The 21232-nt window shown below is 70.6% G+C and carries 18 protein-coding genes; 7 read left to right on the top strand and 11 right to left on the bottom strand.

Features of this window, described 5'->3' with window-relative positions; genetic code table 11:
• Window positions 1-5: 5 nt before the first annotated feature.
• The 3 genes from Microterr_RS09765 to Microterr_RS09775 form a co-directional block, all read right to left on the bottom strand.
• A complete protein-coding gene (locus tag Microterr_RS09765; protein WP_263798139.1) occupies window positions 6-2126 on the bottom strand; it encodes an MDR family MFS transporter in 2121 nt (706 codons plus the stop codon).
• Window positions 2127-2223: 97 nt separating this feature from the next.
• A complete protein-coding gene (locus Microterr_RS09770; RefSeq protein WP_263798138.1) occupies window positions 2224-3453 on the bottom strand; it encodes an amidase domain-containing protein in 1230 nt (409 codons plus the stop codon).
• A 68-nt stretch (window positions 3454-3521) separates the two neighbouring features.
• Window positions 3522-3872, bottom strand: a complete 351-nt coding sequence (locus Microterr_RS09775; protein ID WP_263798137.1) for a nuclear transport factor 2 family protein — start codon at window positions 3870-3872, stop codon at window positions 3522-3524.
• Window positions 3873-3960: 88 nt separating this feature from the next.
• Between Microterr_RS09775 and Microterr_RS09780 the strand changes: the two genes are divergently transcribed.
• On the top strand, window positions 3961-4353 hold the full coding sequence (locus tag Microterr_RS09780) for a hypothetical protein (protein WP_263798136.1): 393 nt from the start codon (window positions 3961-3963) through the stop codon (window positions 4351-4353).
• On the opposite strand, the gene Microterr_RS09785 is transcribed toward Microterr_RS09780, so the two are convergent.
• The 4 genes from Microterr_RS09785 to Microterr_RS09800 all read right to left on the bottom strand — a co-directional run bounded on the left by Microterr_RS09785 (window position 4350) and on the right by Microterr_RS09800 (window position 11379).
• Window positions 4350-7841, bottom strand: a complete 3492-nt coding sequence (locus Microterr_RS09785) for an error-prone DNA polymerase (RefSeq protein WP_263798134.1) — start codon at window positions 7839-7841, stop codon at window positions 4350-4352. The two genes, Microterr_RS09780 and Microterr_RS09785, sit on opposite strands and share 4 nt — an antisense overlap.
• Before the next feature lie 165 nt (window positions 7842-8006).
• Complete coding sequence (locus tag Microterr_RS09790; protein WP_263798133.1) at window positions 8007-9563, bottom strand: DNA polymerase Y family protein; 1557 nt, start codon at window positions 9561-9563, stop codon at window positions 8007-8009.
• Between the two features lies 1 nt (window position 9564).
• Window positions 9565-10335 carry a hypothetical protein gene (locus tag Microterr_RS09795; protein ID WP_263798132.1) on the bottom strand — a complete coding sequence of 257 codons (771 nt, stop codon included), beginning with the start codon at window positions 10333-10335 and terminating at the stop codon, window positions 9565-9567.
• Between the two features lie 108 nt (window positions 10336-10443).
• Complete coding sequence (locus Microterr_RS09800) at window positions 10444-11379, bottom strand: DMT family transporter (RefSeq protein ID WP_263798131.1); 936 nt, start codon at window positions 11377-11379, stop codon at window positions 10444-10446.
• 39 nt (window positions 11380-11418) lie between these two features.
• Here Microterr_RS09800 and Microterr_RS09805 point away from each other — a divergent pair, with 39 nt between their 5' ends.
• A complete protein-coding gene (locus tag Microterr_RS09805; protein WP_263798130.1) occupies window positions 11419-11934 on the top strand; it encodes a MarR family winged helix-turn-helix transcriptional regulator in 516 nt (171 codons plus the stop codon).
• Window positions 11935-12064: 130 nt separating this feature from the next.
• Here the strand turns inward: Microterr_RS09805 and Microterr_RS09810 are convergent, their stop codons facing one another.
• The 3 genes from Microterr_RS09810 to Microterr_RS09820 form a co-directional block, all read right to left on the bottom strand.
• Complete coding sequence (locus tag Microterr_RS09810; protein ID WP_263798129.1) at window positions 12065-12562, bottom strand: HNH endonuclease; 498 nt, start codon at window positions 12560-12562, stop codon at window positions 12065-12067.
• Window positions 12563-12855: 293 nt separating this feature from the next.
• On the bottom strand, window positions 12856-13737 hold the full coding sequence (locus Microterr_RS09815) for a M23 family metallopeptidase (protein WP_263798128.1): 882 nt from the start codon (window positions 13735-13737) through the stop codon (window positions 12856-12858).
• A gap of 273 nt (window positions 13738-14010) precedes the next feature.
• Window positions 14011-14712 (bottom strand): iron-dependent transcriptional repressor DtxR, encoded by a 702-nt coding sequence (locus Microterr_RS09820; protein ID WP_263798127.1) that lies wholly within the window; start codon window positions 14710-14712, stop codon window positions 14011-14013.
• A gap of 110 nt (window positions 14713-14822) precedes the next feature.
• Here Microterr_RS09820 and serC point away from each other — a divergent pair, with 110 nt between their 5' ends.
• Complete coding sequence (gene serC, locus Microterr_RS09825; RefSeq protein ID WP_263798125.1) at window positions 14823-15941, top strand: phosphoserine transaminase; 1119 nt, start codon at window positions 14823-14825, stop codon at window positions 15939-15941.
• A gap of 32 nt (window positions 15942-15973) precedes the next feature.
• Here the strand turns inward: serC and Microterr_RS09830 are convergent, their stop codons facing one another.
• The gene (locus Microterr_RS09830) at window positions 15974-16606 is read right to left on the bottom strand and encodes a TetR/AcrR family transcriptional regulator (RefSeq protein WP_263798124.1); all 633 of its coding nucleotides are present in this window, start codon (window positions 16604-16606) and stop codon (window positions 15974-15976) included.
• A gap of 177 nt (window positions 16607-16783) precedes the next feature.
• On the opposite strand from Microterr_RS09830, the gene Microterr_RS09835 reads away from it, so the two are divergent.
• The 4 genes from Microterr_RS09835 to Microterr_RS09850 all read left to right on the top strand — a co-directional run bounded on the left by Microterr_RS09835 (window position 16784) and on the right by Microterr_RS09850 (window position 21232).
• Entirely contained in the window at window positions 16784-18454 is a 1671-nt protein-coding gene (locus Microterr_RS09835; RefSeq protein ID WP_263798123.1) for an ABC transporter substrate-binding protein, read from the top strand.
• Window positions 18455-18525: 71 nt separating this feature from the next.
• Window positions 18526-19350: an ABC transporter ATP-binding protein gene (locus Microterr_RS09840; protein ID WP_263798122.1), complete on the top strand. Its 825-nt coding sequence runs from the start codon at window positions 18526-18528 to the stop codon at window positions 19348-19350.
• Window positions 19347-20156, top strand: coding sequence for an ABC transporter ATP-binding protein (locus tag Microterr_RS09845; protein WP_263798121.1), 810 nt, complete (start codon window positions 19347-19349; stop codon window positions 20154-20156). The genes Microterr_RS09840 and Microterr_RS09845 overlap by 4 nt, the downstream gene beginning before the upstream one ends.
• A complete protein-coding gene (locus tag Microterr_RS09850; protein ID WP_263798120.1) occupies window positions 20153-21232 on the top strand; it encodes an ABC transporter permease in 1080 nt (359 codons plus the stop codon). Before Microterr_RS09845 ends, Microterr_RS09850 begins: the two co-directional genes overlap by 4 nt.

The following is a 21232-nucleotide window of genomic DNA, read 5'->3' on the forward strand; positions in this document are numbered from 1 at the left end:
CCAGTCTATTGGCCGCGCAGGTCCCTGCGAGTCAGCGGCGGGTCGTCCTCGAGCGTGATCGTGCGCAGCGACCCGGTCGTCACGGCGACCGGTTCGACCAGCGCGCCGGTCTCGTTCGCTGCGCGCTGCGCCATCATCGCGGCGTCGTCCGCGGCCTCCTGCAGCGCTGACTTGTCGCGCAGCGGCGGGGTGCGGAAGAACAGCGTGAGGATGAATGCCACGATGACGACCCACATCGCGACCCAGTAGACCGTGACTGTCGAGTCGTTGAACGCGACGAGGAACGGCTTCGTCAGCCGCGGGTCGGCGCCGGTGAGGAACGACGTGTCGTCCAGGGTTCCGCTGTCACCGGAGGAGTCCTCCGACGACTCGGCGAACTGGTCCTCCAGGGTGGGAGCGACCGAGGCGACGAATGCGGCGCGGGCGTCGTCGTCCGAGAAGTCGAGCGTCACGGTGCCGTCGTCGGCGATCTGCGCGACCGGGATCTCCTCCTTGATCTGCGCTGCCGCCTCGGCCTGAGCCTGCGCGACCGCCTGCTCCGTGGCCGCATCCTGCGCACTGGCGGGGATCTCCCCCGCCGCGACCTGATCCGCGACCGCCTGGGTCGCAGCATCCTCCGCCTGCGCGAGACCGTCCTCGATCTGCGCGGTCGTCGCGTCGGTCACGCCGGTGACGATCGGGGCGTAGATCTGCTCCATGATCGCGGCGTTCGCCGGGTCGTTCGCCACGTCGGGGTCGAGCGCGGCATCCAACGCAGAGGTGAGCGTGTCGTCGTCGGCGAGCGAGGCCTGGATGTTCGTGGGCAGCACGGTGAACAGCAGCGAGAGCAGCACGGCGGTGCCGAGGGTTCCGCCGATCTGCCGGAAGAACGTCGACGAACTCGTCGCGACGCCCATGTCGCGTAGCCCGACCGAGTTCTGGCTGGCGATGGTGAGGGTCTGCATGAGCTGCCCGAGACCGAGGCCGACGAGCAGCATGGCGCCGGCCATGAACCAGTACGAGCGGTCGTACTCGAGCTTGGTGAGCCAGAAGAACCCGCCGGCGAGCAGGGCTGTGCCCAGGATCGGGAAGATCCGGTACCGGCCGGTCCGCGCGATGATCTGCCCGCTCGCGATCGACGCGATCATGAGACCGAGGATCATCGGCAGCATCTCGAGGCCGCTCTGCGTCGGCGTCGAGCCGAGCACCAGCTGCAGGTACAGCGGGATCGTCATCATCGCGCCGAACATGCCGAAGCCGACGAACACGCCGATCACGGTCGCCATCGAGAACGTCGACGAGCGGAACAGCTTCAGCGGGATGAGCGCGTCGTCCTTCATGAGCGTCTCGGCGATCACGAAGGCGATGATGCCGAGGCCGCCGATCACGTAACAGGCGATCGAGATCGCCGAGCCCCAGCCCCACTCGCGGCCCTGCTCGGCGACGAGCAGCAGCGGCACGAGCGCCATGATCACGAACGCGGCGCCCCACCAGTCGATCCGCACCGAATGCCTCGGCTGCTTCGGGATGTGCAGGAACCGCAGCACGATGATCAGCGCGACCAGGCCGATCGGCACGTTGATGAGGAACACCCACCGCCAGCCCGCGATCCCGAGGATCTCCTCTGCGCCGGCAAACAGGCCGCCGACGAGCGGGCCGATCACGCTCGAGATGCCGAACACCGCGAGGAAGTACCCCTGATACTTCGCGCGCTCGCGCGGCGCGAGGATGTCGCCCATGATCGCCAGCGGCATCGACATGAGGCCGCCGGCGCCGAGGCCCTGGATCGCCCGGAACGCGGCGAGCTGCAGCATCGAGGTGGAGAAGGTCGCGAGGATCGACCCGATGATGAACACGACGATCGCGAAGATGAACAGCGGCCGCCGGCCGAAGATGTCGGACAGCTTGCCGTAGATCGGCGTCGAGATCGTCGACACGATCAGGTACGCCGTCGTCACCCACGCCTGCTGGCTGAGGCCGTTCAAGTCGTCACCGATCGTGCGGATCGACGTACCCACGATCGTCTGGTCGAGCGCCGACAGGAACATGCCCGCCATCAGGCCGAAGATCACGAACAGGATCTCGCGATGCGACATCACCGCCTCGACGACAGGAGCGCGCGGTGCGCGGGCATCCGCTTCAGACATGGCGTCTCCCGTCGGTGTGGGCGTCCGCCCAGTGTCCCGATCCGTCGCCGCGCGCGCAATGGGGTCAGGCGGCGGCGCCGCCGAGAGGTGAGATGACTTAAGGGATCGAGTAGATCTTCACCGTCGAGTCGGAGTGCTCCTCGTACAGCGCCGAGATCAGCTCGCGATACGGCCCGTCGGAGTTGTGGCTCGCGAACGAGATGATCGGGCCCTCGACGGTGTAGTCCACCTTCGACACGGTCATCGTGTGGTCGCGGCCCGCGCCGTTCTCGCCCCAGTCGAAGATGCCCACGTCGCCCACCCGCACGCGGTCGAGGTCGTCGACGCCGTGCGAGACGAACCCGTTCGCCTGCAGGTACTCGTCCATCGCGGGCGTCAGCACCCACGCCTTCGACCCGCCCGACGGCCCGGTCGACGACCAGGTGCCGTCCATCTGCCAGCCGCGGGCGAGCAGCCCCTGACTGGTGAAGTTGACGCAGTCGCCGCCGGACGGGTTGTCGTCGCCCCAGTCGGCGGTGTTGTAGTCGGTGGCGTAGGCGAGCAGGTACTCGAGCTGCGCCGCGACGTCTCCCCCAGTCGGCTGCGATCCCGTCACCTGCGCGGCGATCTCGGCGCGGTACCCGCCGGCGGAGCTGCGCACATCGGCTGCGGCGGAGGTCGCGGTCTGCAGCGCCGCGGCCACGTCGACGGCGGTCGACAGGGTCTCCCGCGCCACGTAGAGCGCATCCTCGGTCGACTTCTCGGCATCCGAGTAGTCGCCCAGCACGTCGTCGGCGCCGGCGACGGCGCTGTCGACGAAGGCAGTGCGCGCGGCGGTGAGAGCGTCGAGCTGCGCGGTGGACGCGTCGGCCGCCGCACGCAGTGCGTCGACCCGGCCCTGGACACCGGATGCCGTCGCCAGCGCATCCGCATGCGCCACGTCGATGCCCGCGCTGCCCTGCACGGCGGTCTGCGCGGTCGCGAGGGCATCCTCGGCCGCGGTGGCCGCGTCGGCGAGCGCGGTGGAGGCCTTGCCGGAGGGCAGCCCGCTCTGCACGGCGAGCGCCGCCTGCGCGGTGGCGACAGCATCCGTCAGCTCGTCGATCGGCACACCGTCGCGCAGCTGCACGATCTCGGCGGCGGTGGCCGCGTAGCCCTCCATCGCCTGCGCCCGCCCGATCATCCCGCTCACGCTGACGCCGAGCACGACGAGGGTCACGACGCTGACCGCGGTCGTGATCGTCAGGCGCTTGCGCCGCTTGCGGCTGAGCTCGTGGAAGCGGCGCCGGCGCGACCGCCTCGTCTCGAGGGGCGCGGCCGACACTCGCGTGGGCCGGGGGGTACTCACGTTTTCCACGCTACCCGGCTGCGCTGTGTGCTCCGTCCAGCAACCCCACCGAGTCGCGAGCGCGTGGCTCAGGGCCGTGGATCGACGGCGCCGCCGAAGTACACCTCGACCTCGCGCACCCGACCGTCTTCCACCCGGAGGGCTTCGGTGTTGCGCCACCGCACCCCCTCGACCTGGTACTCGTACCGGTGCAGGACGATCCCGTCCACCTCGACCATCTCGAGCGTCTCGGATGCGCCGTCGAAGTGGTCGGCACTGGGGAAGCAGCGCTCCAGCCACGCCTGCTTGTCGATGTGGTCGTCCTGCGGACTGGTGAACACGAAGGCGTCGGCCATCAGCGATTCGGCCCTCGCCCGGTCCTGCTCGTGGAAGGCGGTCATGAACGAGCGGACGATCTCGACAGCGGATGCGGCGGCCATGCCGTGATGGTAGCCCCGGCCCGCCGTGGTGCACCCAGATCTTGACGGTGACGGATCGGCATCGCTTTACTTCTCCCGGGGAGGAAAAGTGCATCCAAGTCTGCTGGAGACGCTGTCGGCGTGGCTGCTGGTCATCGCGTTCACGATCTCGCTCGCCTACGAGCTCTGGCGGGCGACCGCCAAGGCGGGCACCTCCCGCCATGACTCGATGCGCGCCTTCCTGGTCTCGGACCTGTGGCTGTACATCGTCGCGGCGGTCGTGATCGCGCTCCTGTTCAGCGGGTTCGCCGCTGCCGCGTGGGTGGGCCTCATCTTCGCCGCGCTCATCGTCGTGGTCTCGGTGTTCTACTACAACCCCGTGATCATGCTCGAACGCAAGCCGGGCCTGATCGACTGGATCGAGGACCTCGTCTACACCGGTCTGCTCTTCGTGGTGGTGGCCTTCCTCTGGCTCGAGGTCGCCGGGCTGACGCTCGCCTAGCGGAAGTCCCGCGCACGGTGCTGCACCCCCACCCGCAGGTCTTCGAACCGGTCGGCCAGCACGTTGGTGACGCCCTCGGGTGAGCGCTCCAGCATCCCCCGCACGATCAGGGCGGGCGAATCGCGCACGACCCTGCGGTACCTGTTCCACACCCCCACCGTGCAGATGACGTTGACCACGCCGTGCTCGTCCTCGAGGTTGAGGAACGTGACACCGGATGCTGTCGCCGGCCGCTGCCGGTGGGTCACGAGTCCGGCGACCTCGATGCGCCGCCCGGTCTCGTGCCGGCGCAGCTCGGTGGCGGTGAGCACCCCGCGGGCGTCGAGCCCCGACCGGTAGTGAGCCATCGGATGGTCGTCGGTCGAGATGCCCGTCGCCCACAGGTCGGCGGCGAGGATGTCGTAGCTGGTCTGGTCGGTGAACAGCGGCGGCTGCACGGAGATGAGGGAGTCGGGCAGGAACTCGACCCGGTCCTGTGCGGCAGAGCCCGCGAGCCAGATCGCCTCACGCCGGCTGAGGCCCAGGCACTCGAACGCCCCGGCAGTGGCGAGCGCCTCGAGCTGCGCGGCGGTGACGCCGGTGCGACGCACCAGGTCGCGCAGGTCGCGGTAGGGGCCGCACGCGTCGCGCTCGGCGACGATGCGGGTGGCGACGACCGCGCCGATGCCCTTCACTGCGGCGAGCCCGAGCCGCACCGCGAACGCCCCGTCACGGCGGTGCGCCGCCGACTCGTCGGGCGCGTCGATGTCGAAGGGCCCGACGGGCGGCTGGTCGCGGTGGGTGCAGGAGGTGAGGCCAGTGGGGGTGCGTTTCGTCTCGGTCGCTGCGCTCCCTCGCTCAACGACCCGCGGGTCCGGGTGACCCTCGCGGCTCGTTGAGCGAGCGAAGCGAGACGAAACGTCGTCAGCCCCCTCCACGGGCTCGAGCAGGGCCTCGACGCCGGAGGCGTGCAGGTCGGGGCGGCGCACCTCCACGCCGTGCCGCCGCGCGTCGGCGGTCAGCGTCGCCGGCGAGTAGAACCCCATCGGCTGCGCGCGCAGCAGCCCGGCCAGGAACGCGCCCGGATAGTGCAGCTTGATCCACGAGCTGGCGTACACCAGCAGCCCGAACGACAGCGAGTGCGACTCCGCGAACCCGAAGTTCGCGAACGCCTGGATCTTGGCGTAGATGTCGTCGGCGTCCTGGCCGACGAGGCCGTTGCGCGCCATCCCCTCGTACAGCTTGTCGCGCAGCGATTCGATGCGCTCCACCCCTCGCTTCGAGCCCATCGCCCGGCGCAGCAGGTCGGCGTCCTCGCCGCTGACCTCGCCGACGGCGACCGCCATCTGCATGAGCTGCTCCTGGAAGATCGGGATGCCGAGGGTGCGCGCGAGCACCGGCTCGAGCTTGGGGTGGGCGTAGGTGACCTCCTCGCGACCGAGCTTCCGCCGCACGTACGGATGCACCGCGCCACCCTGGATCGGGCCGGGGCGGATCAGGGCGATTTCGATCACCAGGTCGTAGAACCGCCGCGGCTGCAGCCGCGGCAGCAGCCCCATCTGCGCGCGCGACTCGACCTGGAACACCCCGATCGAATCCGCCCGGCACAGCATGTCGTAGACGGCGGCCTCCTCCTTCGGGATGGTCGCGAGCTCCCAGTCCTCCCCCGTGGTCGCCCGGATCATGTCGAAGCAGTACTGCAGGGCCGCCAGCATCCCGAGTCCGAGCAGGTCGAACTTGACCAGGCCCATCCAGGCGGCGTCGTCCTTGTCCCACTGGATGACGGTGCGGTTCTCCATGCGGGCGTGTTCGATGGGCACCACCTCGCCGACGGGCCGGTCGGTGAGCACCATGCCGCCGGAGTGGATGCCGAGGTGCCGCGGCGCCTTCAGCAGCTCGCTCGCGTACTCGATCACCTGGTCGGGGATGTCGTGCTCCGCCCCGGTCTCGAGGTGCGCACCCCAGCCCTCCACCTGCTTCGACCAGGCGTCCTGCTGCCCCGGCGAGTGCCCGAGCGCCTTCGCCATGTCGCGCACCGCGTTCTTCGGCCGGTACTGGATGACGTTGGCCACCTGCGCCGCCCGCTCGCGCCCGTAGGTCGCGTACACCCACTGGATCACCTCCTCGCGCCGGTCGGAGTCGAAGTCGACGTCGATGTCGGGCTCTTCGTCGCGCAGGCTGGAGAGGAACCGCTCGAACGGCAGGTCGTAGCCGATCGCGTCGACGGCGGTGATGTCGAGCAGGTAGCAGATGGCGCTGTTGGCGGCGGATCCCCTCCCCTGACACAGGATGCCGCGGCGCCGCGCCTCTTGGACGATCCCGTGCACGATGAGGAAGTACCCGGGGAAGTCCTTCATCTCGATGACGCCGAGCTCCTTCTCGATGCGCTTCCGGTTGTCGTCGGTGAGGTCGGGGTACTTGCGCGGCACGGCCTCCCAGACCAGATGACGCAGCCAGGTCATCGGGGTGTGCCCCTCCGGCACCTGCTGCTTCGGCAGCGCGGGCTTCGCGCGCCGCAGCGGGAAGGCGAGCTCGTCGGCGAGGGTCACGGTGCGGGCGACCGCGCCGGGGTATCGGGCGAAGCGCGCGGCCATCTCGGCCCCCGAGCGCAGGTGCGCGCCCGCGTGGGCGGGCAGCCAGCCGTCGAGCTCGTCGAGTCCGCGATGGGCGCGCACCGCCGCGACCGCTGCGGCCAGGGTGGCGCGCTCGGGCGCGGCGTAGTGCACGTTGTTGGTGGCCAGGAGGGGCAGACCGCGCTCGGCGGCGAGACCGGCGAGCACGTCGTTGTCGCGGCTGTCGAGCGGTCCGCCGTGGTCGATGAGCTCGACATGCACGGCGTCGCGGCCGAACAGGGCGACGAGCCGGTCGAGCTCGTCGGCGGCGGCATCTGGTCCTTCTGTGCGGAGCGCCTGGCGCACCGCGCCCTTGCGGCACCCGGTGAGCACGGCCCACTGCCCCTCGGCCTGCGCGGCGAGCTCGTCGAGGTCGTACACCGGCCGCCCCTTCTCTGCCCCGGCAAGCTGGGCGTGGGTGAGCGCGGCGGCGAGCCGGTGATAGCCCTCCTCGCCGCGCGCGAGGACGAGCAAGTGCGACCCCGTCGGGTCGGCCTCGCCGTTCTGCGGGCCGGGCAGCCCGAGCGACAGCTCGGCCCCGAACACCGTCTTCAGCTGCATCGCCTCGGCGGCCTCGGCGAACCGGACGATGCCGTAGAACCCGTCGTGGTCGGTGACCGCCAGGGCGTGCAGGCCGAGCCGCTCGGCCTCTTCGGCCAGGTCTTCGGGCGACGAGGCGCCGTCGAGGAACGAGAACGACGAGTGCGCGTGCAGCTCGGCGTAGGGCACCGCGTCGCCCGGACGCTCGATGGTCGGCGGCGCGTACTTGCCGCGCTTGCGCGACCACGCGGGGCTGTCGCCGCCGTCGGCACCCGCGGGCGGACCGCCGGGGCGGCGGCGGTCGCTGAGCAGCGCCTCCATCTCCGACCACGGCACCCCCGGGTTGTGGAAGCCCATCAGAGCCCCCGCCCGCGGGTCGTTGAGCGAGGGAGCGCAGCGACCGAGACGAAACGCCCCGTCAGCTCACCTCGCGGCGTTTCGTCTCGCTGCGCGGTCTCAACGACCCGGTTCCCCCCGCGGGTCGTTGAGCGAGGGAGCGCAGCGACCGAGACGAAACGCCACTCAGTCATAGCGGCCCTCCGCGGCCCACTCGCCGCGCTCGCATACGAGCAGCCAGGCCGCTCCGTCGGCGTCGACGACCTGGAACCGGTGCGCACGACGTGAGCGCACCGCATCCCACGCCCGCTCGATGACCGGCCACGGCCCCGCCCACGCCACGATCGCCCGCTGCCGGCCGCCCTCGTGCAGCACCGCCGGCACCGCCGTGAGCGCGTCGCGGTCGCCCACCGCGACGGAGTCCCCCTCCGCATCGACCACCTCGACGGCGGCGGGCACCGGGAACACCGTCGCCGGCAGCGGATCGGGCAGGCTCCCCGGCCACGGTCGCGCGCGCTCCTTCGCCAGCACCGCCCGATCGCCCCACGGCACCAGCACCTGCCGCTCGGCCAGCCAGCGGCCGCCGCCGATCGCGGGGGTCACCACTCCGCGGTGCCCGAGCATCGCCTGCACCCGCGACAGCGCATGGTGCACCCGCTCGTCGGTGCCCGCGCCGAAGATCGCGGGGACGTGGTGGGATGCGGCATCCACCGCCTCCGGCGAGATGCGCGCCAGCGACACCCCGCTGCGCAGGATGCGGCGCTGCGCGTCTTCGGCGAGCTGCCACCGGACGCGGTCGACCACCGCCGCCGCGTCGAACGAGCCTGGATGCAGCCACACCCGCTCGCTGCGCTCGCCCTGGTCGCCGAGCAGCTCGACGCGCAGCTCGGTGCAGACCAGGTCGACCGCGCCGAGCCCCGCGATGAACTCCTCGGCCGCGATGCGCATGCCGAACGCCACCTGCTCGGCGAGCTCGAGCGGCGGCTCGAAGGCCACCTCGCGGTGCAGCTCGGGCGGCGGCACCCGCGGCTGCACCGGCTGCGAGTCGCGGCCTCCGGCCAGGGCGTGCAGCCGCATCCCCCGGTCGCCGAACCGCTCGCGCACCCGGTCTGGTTCCATCGCCGCGAACGCCCCGAGCGTCTGCACCCCGAGCCGGGCGAGCAGCTCCGGCTCGACCCCGTCGCCGAGGAAGGTGACCGGCAGCGGCGCGAGGAACCCCGCGGCCCCGCCCGTCGGCACCACGCAGACCGGCTCGGCCGCACTCGTGCCCACCCGGGCGGCCTGCTCGGCCGTGAACGGACCGTCGGCGACCCCGGCGCGCACATCGGCCAGCTCGAGCTCGTACAGCACGGCCTGCAGCATCCGCGCCGCCTCGGCCTCGCCGCCGTAGAACCGGGCGGGCCCCCGCGCGCGCATGGCGCAGAGCCCCGGCCGCAGGATCTGCACCCCGGGCGCCCGGTCTTCGATGAGGGCCACCACAGGCGCGAAGGCCCGCTGCTCCTGGGCGGGATCGGCCGGGGCGACGAGCAGCCCTGGGCACCGCGACTGCGCGTCGCGCCGCCGCTGCCCGCGGCGCACCCCCTCGGCGCGGGCAGCGGCGGAGCAGGCGACGACCGTGTTGTTCGCCATCACCGCGATCGGGCGGTCGGCCGACGGCGGGTCGGCGCCGTCGCGGGTGAGCGCCGTGACCGGCCAGTCGGGGAGCCACAGCACGAGGCTGCGCACCGGAGCGTCGGGGCGCATGTCACCCCACCGCCCTGATCGGCATCGGCAGCGGCTCGACGCTCTCGCGCACGCCGGGGCGCAGCGCCACCGGCTGCCCCTCGGCGCCGGGCAGCAGCATCCGCTGCCGATGCGGGCTCGGCCAGCGGCGGCTGCGCGCCGTCACGGTGACCTCGCGCCCGGAGACGTAGCCGTGCCCGCGGCCGAGCCCCGCCCACCGCGGCTCGTCGAGCTCGAGGATCGCCTCGGCCTGCGGCCACGCCCCCTGCACGAGCAGCACGGCACCGCGATCGCGCAGGCGCGCGGCCATGCGCGACACCTCGCCGTCGGCGGCCCGGGTCGACGGGCGCACCGCCACGACCGGAAGCACCTCGGCGACGGTCGAGGTGACCGCGAGCCAGCGCCCGCCCGGATCGGGGATCATCACCAGCCGGCTCAGGTCGATGCCGGCGCGCTCGGCCGCCTCTGCGCCGAGCTCGGGCATGCCGACGACCCCGCACCAGGTGCCGGTCTGCGACGGCGCGGCCAGCAGGGCGGTCAGCAGCGAGGTCGAGCGCGACAGCGAGTACGCCGCCCCCGGACGCAGTCCCCCGCCGGGCAGCAGCGAGGTGAAGGCCGGATGCACCGGCAGCACGGGCGCGTCGAGCGAACGCCCCTGCACCCGCTCGAGCTGGGCGCGCAGGCGTCGCACCTCGCCGGACACGTCGCGCGACGCATCCCGCCGCCCGTCACGCGGCGCGTCGCGCCCCACCTCCCGCGCGGCGTTCGCCTGGTCGTGCACGATCGCCCTCATCTCGACAGAATAGAACAGATGTTCTAGATCTTCTACATCGAGACTCGAAGATATCGCCAGCCTCCGACATGCGCGTCCGGCGGCTTCGGGACACAACTGCGAGGGATATTACGCGACACCCCGCGGACGGATGCTGTCGCCCGGCGCGTCGGCGAGAACCTCCCGCCGTTGTGCTCGGCGCACCCCGGGCGACCGCCTCCCGGGCGCCACTCCCACGAGCACGCCCACCACCACGAGCCCCACCCCGACCGCCTGCGGCAGCCCGAAAGGCTCCCCCGCCACGAGCACCCCGAGCACGACGCCGGTGAGGGGATTCAGCAGCCCGATCACTCCGACGACGCCGGGCGACAGCATCCGGAGTCCGGTGAACCAGGCCACGTACGCAAGCGCCGTCGCCACGACCGTGACGTACGCGAACCCCAGCGCCGAGGTCGCCGTGAGCTCCGGCGGGGCGCCCTCGACGAGCAGCGCGACCGGCACGAGCACGAGCGACCCCGCGATCAGCTGCCACGCGGTCATCGGCAGCGCGGGCACATCTGCGCCCCAGCGCACGGTCAGCACGAACCCGAGCGACGAGGCCACCATCGCCCCGAGCGAGGCAGCGACGCCCCACGGGTCGGCCGGCGCGGACCCGATGCCGAACATCACCACGACTCCGAGCACTCCGATCAGCGCGCCGGTCACGGTCGCCGCCCGCGGACGCCGGCGTAGCACGAGCCAGGCGAACAGCAGCATGCACAGCGCCGAGGTCGACATCAGCGTCGCGGCCAGGCTCGACGGCAGCCGCTGGCCGGCGATGTAGACCAGCACGAAGAAGCCGCCGACGTTGAGCACGCCGAGCACGAGCGAGCGCCACCACCACGACCCGCGCGGCAGCCGGCGCGCCAGCAGCAGCACGATGAGCCCGGCCGGCAGCGCCCGCAGCACCCCGCCCCACAGCGGCGCGTCGGGCGGCAGCAGCTGCCGCGTGACGACGTAGGTGCTCCCCCACGCGATGGGGGCGATCGCGGTGACGGCGATCCAGCGCAGTCTGTTATCTTCCACGGAAGACACTTTACCTTCCCTGGAAGATATAGTGAAGGCATGGATGCTGCCGCCTCCCCCGATCGCATCGCCCGGATCCAGGCCGCCTGGGCGCACGAGCGCCCCGACCTGGACCCGTCACCTCAGGGCGTGATCGGCCGCCTGCACCGCGTCGCCCTCGAGCTCACCGCGCGCCTGACCCCGGTCTACGCGCAGTTCGGGCTGAGCGAGGGCGAGTTCGACGTGCTGGCGACGCTGCGGCGCGCGGGCGCCCCCTACGAGCGGCCGGCCGGCGAGCTCGCCGAGCACACGCTGGTCACCACCGGCGGGCTCACGAAGCGAGTGGACCGGCTGGCGGCGCGCGGACTGGTCGAGCGCCGGCAGGAGGCGTCGGACGGACGCCGCCGGCTCGTGCGGCTGACCCCCGCCGGCGTCGCGCTGATCGACGAGGCCTTCACCGCGCACCTCGACAACGAGCACCGACTGCTGGCCGAGCTCGGCGCGGCCGACACCGCCGCCCTCGAGCCGATCCTGACCCGCTGGCTCGCCCTGCTCGACGCCGGCCTGTCCGACTGAGGCGACCCGCGCGACCGCCGGCATCGGACACAACTGCGAGAGACTTCTCGGGACACGCCGCGGACGGATGCTGTCGCCCCGCGCGTCGGCGAGGATCTCTCGCTGTTCTGCCCGGCGCGGAGCCCGAGACCTAGGCCGCGAGCTCCAGGTAGCGCTCCCAGGCGGGCTCGGCGCGTTCGGTGCCGCGCACCGTCCACTGCACGCCGTGCGGAGGGCGCGGGATCAGGTGCAGCTCCCACCCCATCTCCTGCGGCGTGCGGTCGCCCTTGACGTTGTTGCAGCGCAGGCAGCACGCGACGAGGTTCTCCCACGTGTCCGCGCCTCCGCGCGAGCGGGGCAGGATGTGGTCGATCGTCGACGCCGTCTTGCCGCAGTACCCGCACCGGTGCGCATCGCGGCGCAGCACCCCGCGGCGGGTCACCGGCACGTGCCGCCCACCGGGGATGCGCACGTAGCGCGTCAGCAGGATCACGGCGGGGCGTTCATACGCCGCCGACGCGCCCCACACGGGTCTTCCGTCGATGTGCTCGACGACGGTCGCCTTCTCGTTCATCACGAGCACGAGCGCCCGCTTGAACGACACGACGGCCAGCGGCTCGTACCCTGCATTGAGCACCAGTGTGCGCATCTCTCATCCTCTCGAATGGCCGGGACGGCTTCTCGGTATTCGAATCGCGACGGGATCAAGCTGCGCAGGGGTACGAAAAAGGCGCTGTCTTCACAGACAGCGCCCAGGCGCGGCGGCAGAGCCGCAGCATCCGCTCGTACGATGCCGGAGGACGAGTCGACCGAGCGCATCCATGGTGCGCATGCGCGGTGTCGTGTACATCCGGCTTCCCTCCGCTTCTCTCAAGCGTCGGGATCAGGCTAATGCACGCCTGGCGTGCAGGGGCCGCGCACGGGGTGCGCGTGTCGAACTGTTCAGCCGGCGTTGGCGTTGAGCCAGCTGATCGGGTTGACGTGCCCGCCGTTGACCATCACCTCGAAGTGGAGGTGGTTGGCCGTCGAGCGGCCGGTGCTGCCGACGAGGCCGATGACCTGGCCGACCTTGACGGTCTGGCCCGACGAGACCTGGCGGCTGCCGTACGTCATGTGCCCGTAGAGGGTGGAGACCTTCACGCCGTTGATGACGTGATCGATGGTGACCGCGACGCCGTAGCCGCCGAAGCTCTCCTGCGAGACACGCACCACGCCGGCTGCTGCCGCGTAGATCGGCGTGCCCTGCCCGATGAGCATGTCGACGCCCATGTGGGCACCGCCGCGAGCGCCGAAGCCCTCGCCCATGGTGAAGCTCGCGAGCGGCCAGCGCACCGCGCCGGTGCCGGGGGCGACCATCGAGAGGTCGACCGATGCGAACTGGGAGGTCGTCGAGGCGACGGATGCTGCGAGCTCCTTGGCGCGGGCGGCCGCGGCCTCCTGCGCCTTCTTCTTCGCGATCTGCTCGGACGTGGTGGCCGAGTAGCTCTCGCGGTTGAGCGTGGAGTTCGTCGCGTCGGAGGCGACGACCAGGGACTGCGCGTTGTCGTTGGCGAGCTGCTGGATGGTGACAGCCTCCGCCTCGGTGGGGCGCCAGGCGCCGTAGGCGGGGAGTGCCACGGTGGCGACGAGGCCGCCGACCATGGTGAGGATCACGAGGCTGCGCAGCGGCTTGGCCGTGCGGCGGGGGGCGCGAGCGGGGCGGGGCGCGGGGCGATCGGCGGCACGCACGGCCTTCGCGGAGCTCGCGACGCGCTGGCGCTCGGCCTTGCGGCTCGATCCCGTCGTCGGGGCAACGGGATACGCCGTTTCGTTCTCTTCAGCCAACTCAGTCCTCCGGCGCCTCTGCGCCGCGGCGCTGGCTCGTCAGCACTGCGTGTTCGGGGCACTTGGTGCGGGTTTCACCGTGCAGACGACGAGCCGGAGAGGCAATCTGAACGGGATCCGACGGCGGGCTTCTCGCCTGTGGACTCCCTCACGCTACCCGAAGGTAACGAACATGTCACGCTCACGACGCCATTCCCAGGTGGCTGTGCGGGTTCGCGCAGGCTGGGGAGGAGCCGTTCTGCGCCGGATTCCCGGGGCTGATCCGGACGGATCTCAGGCGGCGTCGTCGACCAGGAAGATGTGCGAGGCGACCTCGACGGGCAGTTCGAGCGCGTCGTCGGAGCCGCTCATCTGCACGAGCACGTAGCCCTCGCTGAACTGGAAGTCGCCGGTGCCGCCGGGCACGACGCCCGCGTTCTTGAGCTGCTGCAGCAGTTCGGGGTCGACCTGAGCGGGCTCGGCGAGACGCCGCACCGTGCCGGAGATCGGCGCGCCGACGGTGTTCAGCTTGCGGACCAGTCCGATGACGCCCTGGTCGAAGGTGTTCGCGGCGGCGTCGCCGAGCTGGGCGAGGCCGGGGATCGGGTTGCCGTAGGGCGATTCGGTGGGGTGGCCGAGGAGCTCGACGAGACGCCGCTCGACCTGCTCGCTCATCACGTGCTCCCAGCGGCAGGCCTCTTCGTGCACGTACGCCCAGTCCAGGCCGATCACGTCGGAGAGCAGGCGCTCGGCGAGGCGGTGCTTGCGCATGACGTCGACGGCCTTCTGGCGGCCGTCGTCGGTGAGCTGGAGGGTGCGGTCGTCCGAGACGACGACGAGGCCGTCGCGCTCCATCCGCCCGACCGTCTGCGACACCGTGGGGCCGGAGTGGCCGAGCCGCTCGGAGATGCGCGCGCGCAGCGGCACGATGCTCTCCTCCTCGAGTTCGAGGATGGTGCGCAGGTACATCTCGGTGGTGTCGATCAGGTCGGTCATGTCGTCCTCAGCGGGTCGTCTGGTGCCCGTCCAGCCTAGCGAAGCCGCGAGTGCCCACGGGCGGTGTCACACGGCTGGCGGCGGGCGACCGCATCCCTAGAATCGAGGGCATGGCCCACGTCGCTCTCCCCCGTGAAATCCTGCCCGCCGACGGACGCTTCGGCTGCGGCCCGTCGAAGGTGCGCGACGAGCACCTGGCGGCCCTGGTCGGCCCCGGCTCCGCGCTCATGGGCACGTCGCACCGGCAGTCTCCGGTGAAGAGCCTCGTCGGTCAGGTGCGCGTACAGCTGTCCGATCTGTTCCGGGCGCCGAGCGGCTACGAGATCATCGTCGGCAACGGCGGATCGACCGCCTTCTGGGATGCTGCCGCCTTCGGCCTCATCGAGAAGCGCAGCCAGAACCTCGTGTTCGGCGAGTTCGGCGGCAAGTTCGCCGCGGCCGCCGCCGCCCCGTGGCTGGAAGCGCCCGACGTGCGCAGCTCGGCCCCCGGCACGAGCATCGCCGCAGAGGCCGTCGAGGGCGTCGACGTGTACGCCTGGCCGCACAACGAGACCTCGACCGGCGTCGCCACGGCGATCCAGCGCGTGGAGGGCGACGAGGGCGCCCTCACCGTCATCGACGCGACCAGCGCCGCCGGCGGCATCAACTTCTCGCTGCACCAGGCCGATGTCTACTACTTCGCCCCGCAGAAGAACCTCGGCTCGGACGGCGGACTGTGGTTCGCGGCGGTCTCGCCCGCGGCGATCGAGCGGATCGAGCGGATCGCCGCATCCGGTCGGTACATCCCCGAGTTCCTCAGCCTGAAGAACGCGCTGGACAACTCGCGCCTCAACCAGACCCTGAACACCCCTGCCCTGTCGACGCTGTTCCTGCTCGACAAGCAGCTCGAGTGGATCACCGCGAACGGCGGCCTGCAGTGGGCGGACGGGCGCACCCGCGAGTCGTCGAGCGCGCTGTACGCGTGGGCGGAGGCCTCGTCGTTCGCCACCCCGTTCGTCGCCGACCCGGCCGATCGCTCCCCCGTCGTCGTCACGATCGACTTCGACGAGAGCGTGGATGCTGCGGCCGTCGCCAAGAGCCTGCGCTCCAACGGCATCGTCGACACCGAGCCCTACCGCAAGCTCGGCCGCAACCAGCTGCGCATCGCGACGTTCGTGTCGGTCGAGCCGGACGACGTGCGCCAGCTGATCCGCTGCATCGACTACACCGTGGACGGCCTCCGCGGCTGACGCCCCGCGCCCCGCGCCTCGGTGGCGGAGCGTCAGGCCAGGGGTGCCGGCTGCGGATGCAGCACGGCGGAGACGATCGCCTCGATCGCGAACTCGGTGCTGCGCGCGAGGTCCACGGCGTCCTGCTGCAGCAGCCACTGCACCTGCAGGCCGTCCATCGCGGCCAGGATCGCGGCGGCCGCATCCGCGACCTTCTGCGGCTCCGCGACGCCCGCCTCGTCGCACATGCTGCGGAAGGCGCGCTCGATCTCGCCGCGCAGCGTCTCGTAGCGACTGCGGAAGAACTCCCGGGCCGGGTGATCGTCGGTGACCGACTCGGCCGACAGCACGACGAACGACTGCACGATGCCCGCGCGCTCGGCGTTCTTCGTCGCCGTGCGGATCAGGTGACGGAAGAGCTCGGCGCCGCCGGGGATGTGGCGCTCCTCGAGGTCTTCGACATCGGTCTCATCGCGGTAGTCGAGCACCTCGAGGAGGAGCTGATCCTTCGACCCGAAGTGGTGCAGGATTCCGGCGTGGGTCATGCCCACGTGCTCCGCGATCTCGACGAGGGTTCCCCCGGCGTACCCCTTGGCACCGAAGACCTCAGCCGCGACCTTTATGATCTCCTTGCGACGAACGAGCGTCTCCGGGCGCGACCGCGTCTGCCTGCGCGAATCCACCATGTCGATCCCTCCCGTCCGCGTGCGGATCAGAGTCTACGCAGACGCGTCTTCGCACTGCGGCACCATGCTGTTGCAAACTTACTTACTTGATTGTAAGTTGATTCCGCAATCACACTCGGCGCCGAGTGATCCTTCCAGGACCGGTCGTCGCCGCACGTCCACTACGAAGGAGAAGCAATGAGGCTCAGAACCTCCCTCGCTGTCGTCGGCATCGCGACGGCACTGGTGCTCACCGGCTGCGCCGGCGCCGGCACCGACGACAACACCAGCAACGAAGGCACCGGGCAGGGAACCGTCGCGCTCACGATCGCGAAGCCGGACGGCGCCATCAGCACCGAGTCGAACAACCCGTACCTGGGTGACTCGTCGGCCGCCAAGTACGGCTACGGCAAGGTCATCTTCGAGTCGCTCGCCCTCGTCAACCCGACCGGCGACCTCGGCACCACGCCGTGGCTGGCCGAGTCCGTGACCTGGAACGACGACTACACGCAGCTCACGGCCAAGGCCCGCAGCGGCGTGAAGTGGAGCGACGGCGAGGACTTCACGGCTGAGGACATCGCGTTCTCGTACAAGCAGGTCCTCGACGGCAAGCTCAACGACACCAACGCGCTGGACCTCAAGGCGGTCACCGTCGACGGTGACACCGTGACCCTCGACTTCAACAGCTCCAAGTTCACGCAGCAGGCGCGCGTGCTGCACTTCCAGATCGTGCCCGAGCACATCTGGGCGGACATCGCAGACCCGAACACCGACCCCCTCACGGGTGAGGGTCAGGTCGTCGGCACCGGCCCGTACGTCATGGACTCGTGGACGACCGAGTCGGTCACCCTCACCGCGAACCCCGACTACTGGGGCGGCGAGCTGGCGGTTCCCGAGCTGCACTACGTCTCGTACGGCGACAACGCGGCGCTCACCACCGCGCTGGCCACCGGCGAGGCCGACTGGGCTCAGGCGTTCATCCCGCAGATCGAGGACAGCTACCTGTCGGCCGACCCCGACAACCAGTTCCTCGTCTCGCCCACCGCGGGCGCGGGCACGCTGTTCATGAACCTGCAGACCAAGCCGTTCAACGACCCGGCCCTGCGCCAGGCGCTGGCATGGACGATCGACCGTCAGGCCTACGTCGACATCGCCCGCGAGGGCGCGAGCGAGGCGGTCTGGAGCGTGACCGGTCTCGGCAGCCTGCTCGAGGACGAGATCGCCCCCGAGTACGCCGGCCAGGACTACTCGGTCGACGTCGACAAGGCCAAGGCCGTCCTCACGGACGCCGGCTACACCTGGAAGGACGAGGCTCTGATCGACCCGGACGGCGAGGCCGTCACGTTCTCGATCTCGGTCCCCGCCGGCTGGAGCGACTGGAACACCGAGCAGGCGCTCATTGCCGAAGAGCTCAAGGAAGGCCTCGGCATCGAGGTCAAGGTCGACCAGCCTGACTGGGGCGGCTGGGACGCCGCTCGCCAGGAGGGCACCTTCCAGGCGATCATCCACTGGCTCGAGGACACGGGCAACGCCTACGGCCTCTACACCTCCACGATGGACCCGAAGTGGATCGTCGACGACAAGGCGGCCTTCAACTTCGGCCGCTACGACGACCCGGCGGTCACCGAGGCGCTGAACACGTACGCGAACGCGTCGTCGGACGAGGACCGCACCGCGGCGCTCGAGGTCATCCAGACCGCGTTCGTCGAGGACGTCCCGGCGATCCCGCTCGGTGCTCACCCGCTCCTGGGCGAGTTCAACACGCGCAACTACGTCGGATGGCCGTCGGAGGACGACCAGTACTCCTCGGCTGACCCGACGCAGCCGGCGATCGTGCAGATCCTGACCAAGCTGCAGCCCGCCGAGTGACGCATCGCAGACGGGGCGGATGCTCAGCATCCGCCCCGTCTGTGCGTCACCCCTCCTGAAAGCGACCACTGATGAGCGATCCCCTGCTCTCCATCAACGACTTCTCGATCGTCTACGACGTCGACCCGCCGGTGCACGCGGTCAAGAACGTCACCCTCGAACTGCAGCGCGGCGAGATCCTCGGTCTCGCCGGCGAGAGCGGATGCGGGAAGACCACCCTCGCCTACGGCGTCCAGCGCCTGCTCCGGCCTCCGGCCGTCATCACGAGCGGCTCGGTCGTCTTCCACGACGCCGGCGGCGAGGACATCGACATCAACAGCCTCGAGCCAGAGGAGATGCGCCGGTTCCGCTGGGACAAGATCTCCATGGTCTTCCAGGGCGCGATGAACTCGCTGAACCCGGTCGCCACCATCGGCTCGCAACTCGATGACGTCTTCGAGGTGCACCGCCCGAACCTCTCGCGCTCCGAGCGCCGCGCCGCCGTCATCGAGCTGCTCGAGATCGTCAAGGTCGGCGCGCAGCGCTACCGCTCCTACCCCCACGAGCTGTCCGGCGGCATGCGCCAGCGCGTCATGATCGCCATGGCCCTCGCGCTGCGTCCCCAGCTCATGGTCATGGACGAGCCGACGACCGCACTCGACGTGCTGGTGCAGCGCGAGATCCTGCGTCAGATCTCGGAGCTGCGCCACGACTTCGGCTTCTCCGTCGTCTTCATCACCCACGACCTCCCGCTCCTGCTCGAGATCAGCGATCGCATCGCGATCATGCGCGAGGGTGAGATCGTCGAGCTCGACACCGCGGAGCGCATCTGGACCGATCCGCAGGACGAATACACCCGCACACTGCTCGCGTCGTTCCCGCGACTCACCGGAGAGAGGGGGGTGGTCCGCCGATGACCGTCCTCGAATTCGATGCCGTCACCAAGTCGTACTCGGTGCGCGGCGCCGGACAGATCAAAGCCCTCGACGATGTGAGCTTCGCGCTCCACTCGGGCCAGACGATCGGCCTCGTCGGCCAGTCGGGCAGCGGCAAGTCGACGATCGCCAAGATCCTCACCCAGCTGGAGCGGCCCACGAGCGGCGAGGTCCGCTTCGACGGCCAGCCGATCCCCCAGCGCGGCAAGGGACTGCGCGCGTACCGCCAGCAGCTGCGCATGGTCTTCCAGGACCCGTTCGCCTCGCTGAACCCGTACCACTCCATCCGCTACGCCATCCAGCGGCCGCTCGAGCTCGACAACGTCGTGCCGAAGGCCCAGCTCGACGACGAGGTGCGCCGCCTGCTCGATCGCGTCCGCCTCGACGCCGACACCGTGATCGACCGTCGCCCGCACGAGCTGTCGGGCGGCCAGCGGCAGCGCGTCGCCATCGCCCGCGCCCTCGCCTCGCGCCCGAAGATCCTCGTCGCCGATGAGCCCGTGTCGATGCTCGACGTGTCGATCCGGCTCGGCGTGCTCAACCTGCTCGCCGACCTGCAGCGCGAGAAGGGCCTGGGTGTGCTCTACATCACCCATGACCTCGCGACCGCGCGGCACTTCAGCGACGAGATCATCGTGCTCAACCAGGGACGCATCGTCGAGCGCGGGCCGGCCGACGACGTGATCCTGCGACCCCAGAACCCGTACACCCAAGAGTTGCGCGCGGCATCCCCGGATCCGGACACCTTCTTCGCCCACGCAACCGGCGACCTCGGAGGTGCGAAATGAGCGCCGTCGCTCCCCAGCTCCCAGACCAGCCCTTCGACGCGATCGCGTCGGGGACGACAGCGACCCGCGCCGTCAAGGCCCACTCCCGCATCCCCTGGCGGTTCCTCGGCGGCCGTGCCGCGTTCTACCTCTTCACGCTGTGGGCCGCGATCACGATCAACTTCCTCCTCCCCCGCCTGATGAAGGGTGACGCGGTCACGAACTATCTGGCCCGCAACCGCAACATCTCGCCCGAGGCCGCCGAAGCGCTGCGGGCCCTCCTCGGGCTCGACACCGACAAGTCCATCTGGCAGCAGTACGTCGACTACTGGGGCCACCTGCTGCAGGGCGACCTCGGCATCTCGCTGCTGAACGGCATGCGCCCGGTGACCGAGGTCGTCGGACAGTCCCTGATCTGGACGGTCGGCCTCGTGGGCTTCGCGACGCTCATCGCCTTCGCCGTCGGCACCATCGGCGGCGCGATCGTCGGCTGGCGCCGCGGGAGCCGCCTGGACGCGCTGATCCCGATCACGACGTTCTTCAGCACCATCCCGTACTTCTGGCTGGGCCTGCTCGCCATCTCGGTGTTCGCGGTCATGCTCGGGTGGTTCCCCATCGGCAAGGCCTACGGCGTCGGCATGGCGCCCGAGTGGTCGTGGGAGTTCATCGGCGACGTCATCCACCACGGCGTCCTGCCTGCGGGGACGATCATCATCGCCTCGCTCGGCGGATGGATGCTGGGCATGCGCAACATGATGCTGACCGTGCTCGACGAGGACTACGTCACGGTGGCGCAGGCCAAGGGCATGCCGAAGAACCGGGTGCTGTGGCGCTACGCGGCACGCAACGCCGTGCTCCCGCAGATCCAGAGCTTCGCGCTCGCGCTCGGCTTCATCGTCGGCGGCACGATCGTCATGGAGGTCGTGTTCAGCTACCCCGGCGTCGGAAAGCTCCTGCTCGACGCCACCAACGCGAAGGACTACGCCCTCATGCAGGGGGTGTTCCTCGTGATCACGATCTCGGTGCTCCTGGCGAACCTCCTCGCGGACGTCGCCTACGCATTCCTCGACCCGCGCACGCGCCAGACGGAGGCCTGA

It is taken from the genome of Microbacterium terricola, from assembly GCF_027943945.1.
Lineage (GTDB): Bacteria > Actinomycetota > Actinomycetes > Actinomycetales > Microbacteriaceae > Microbacterium > Microbacterium terricola.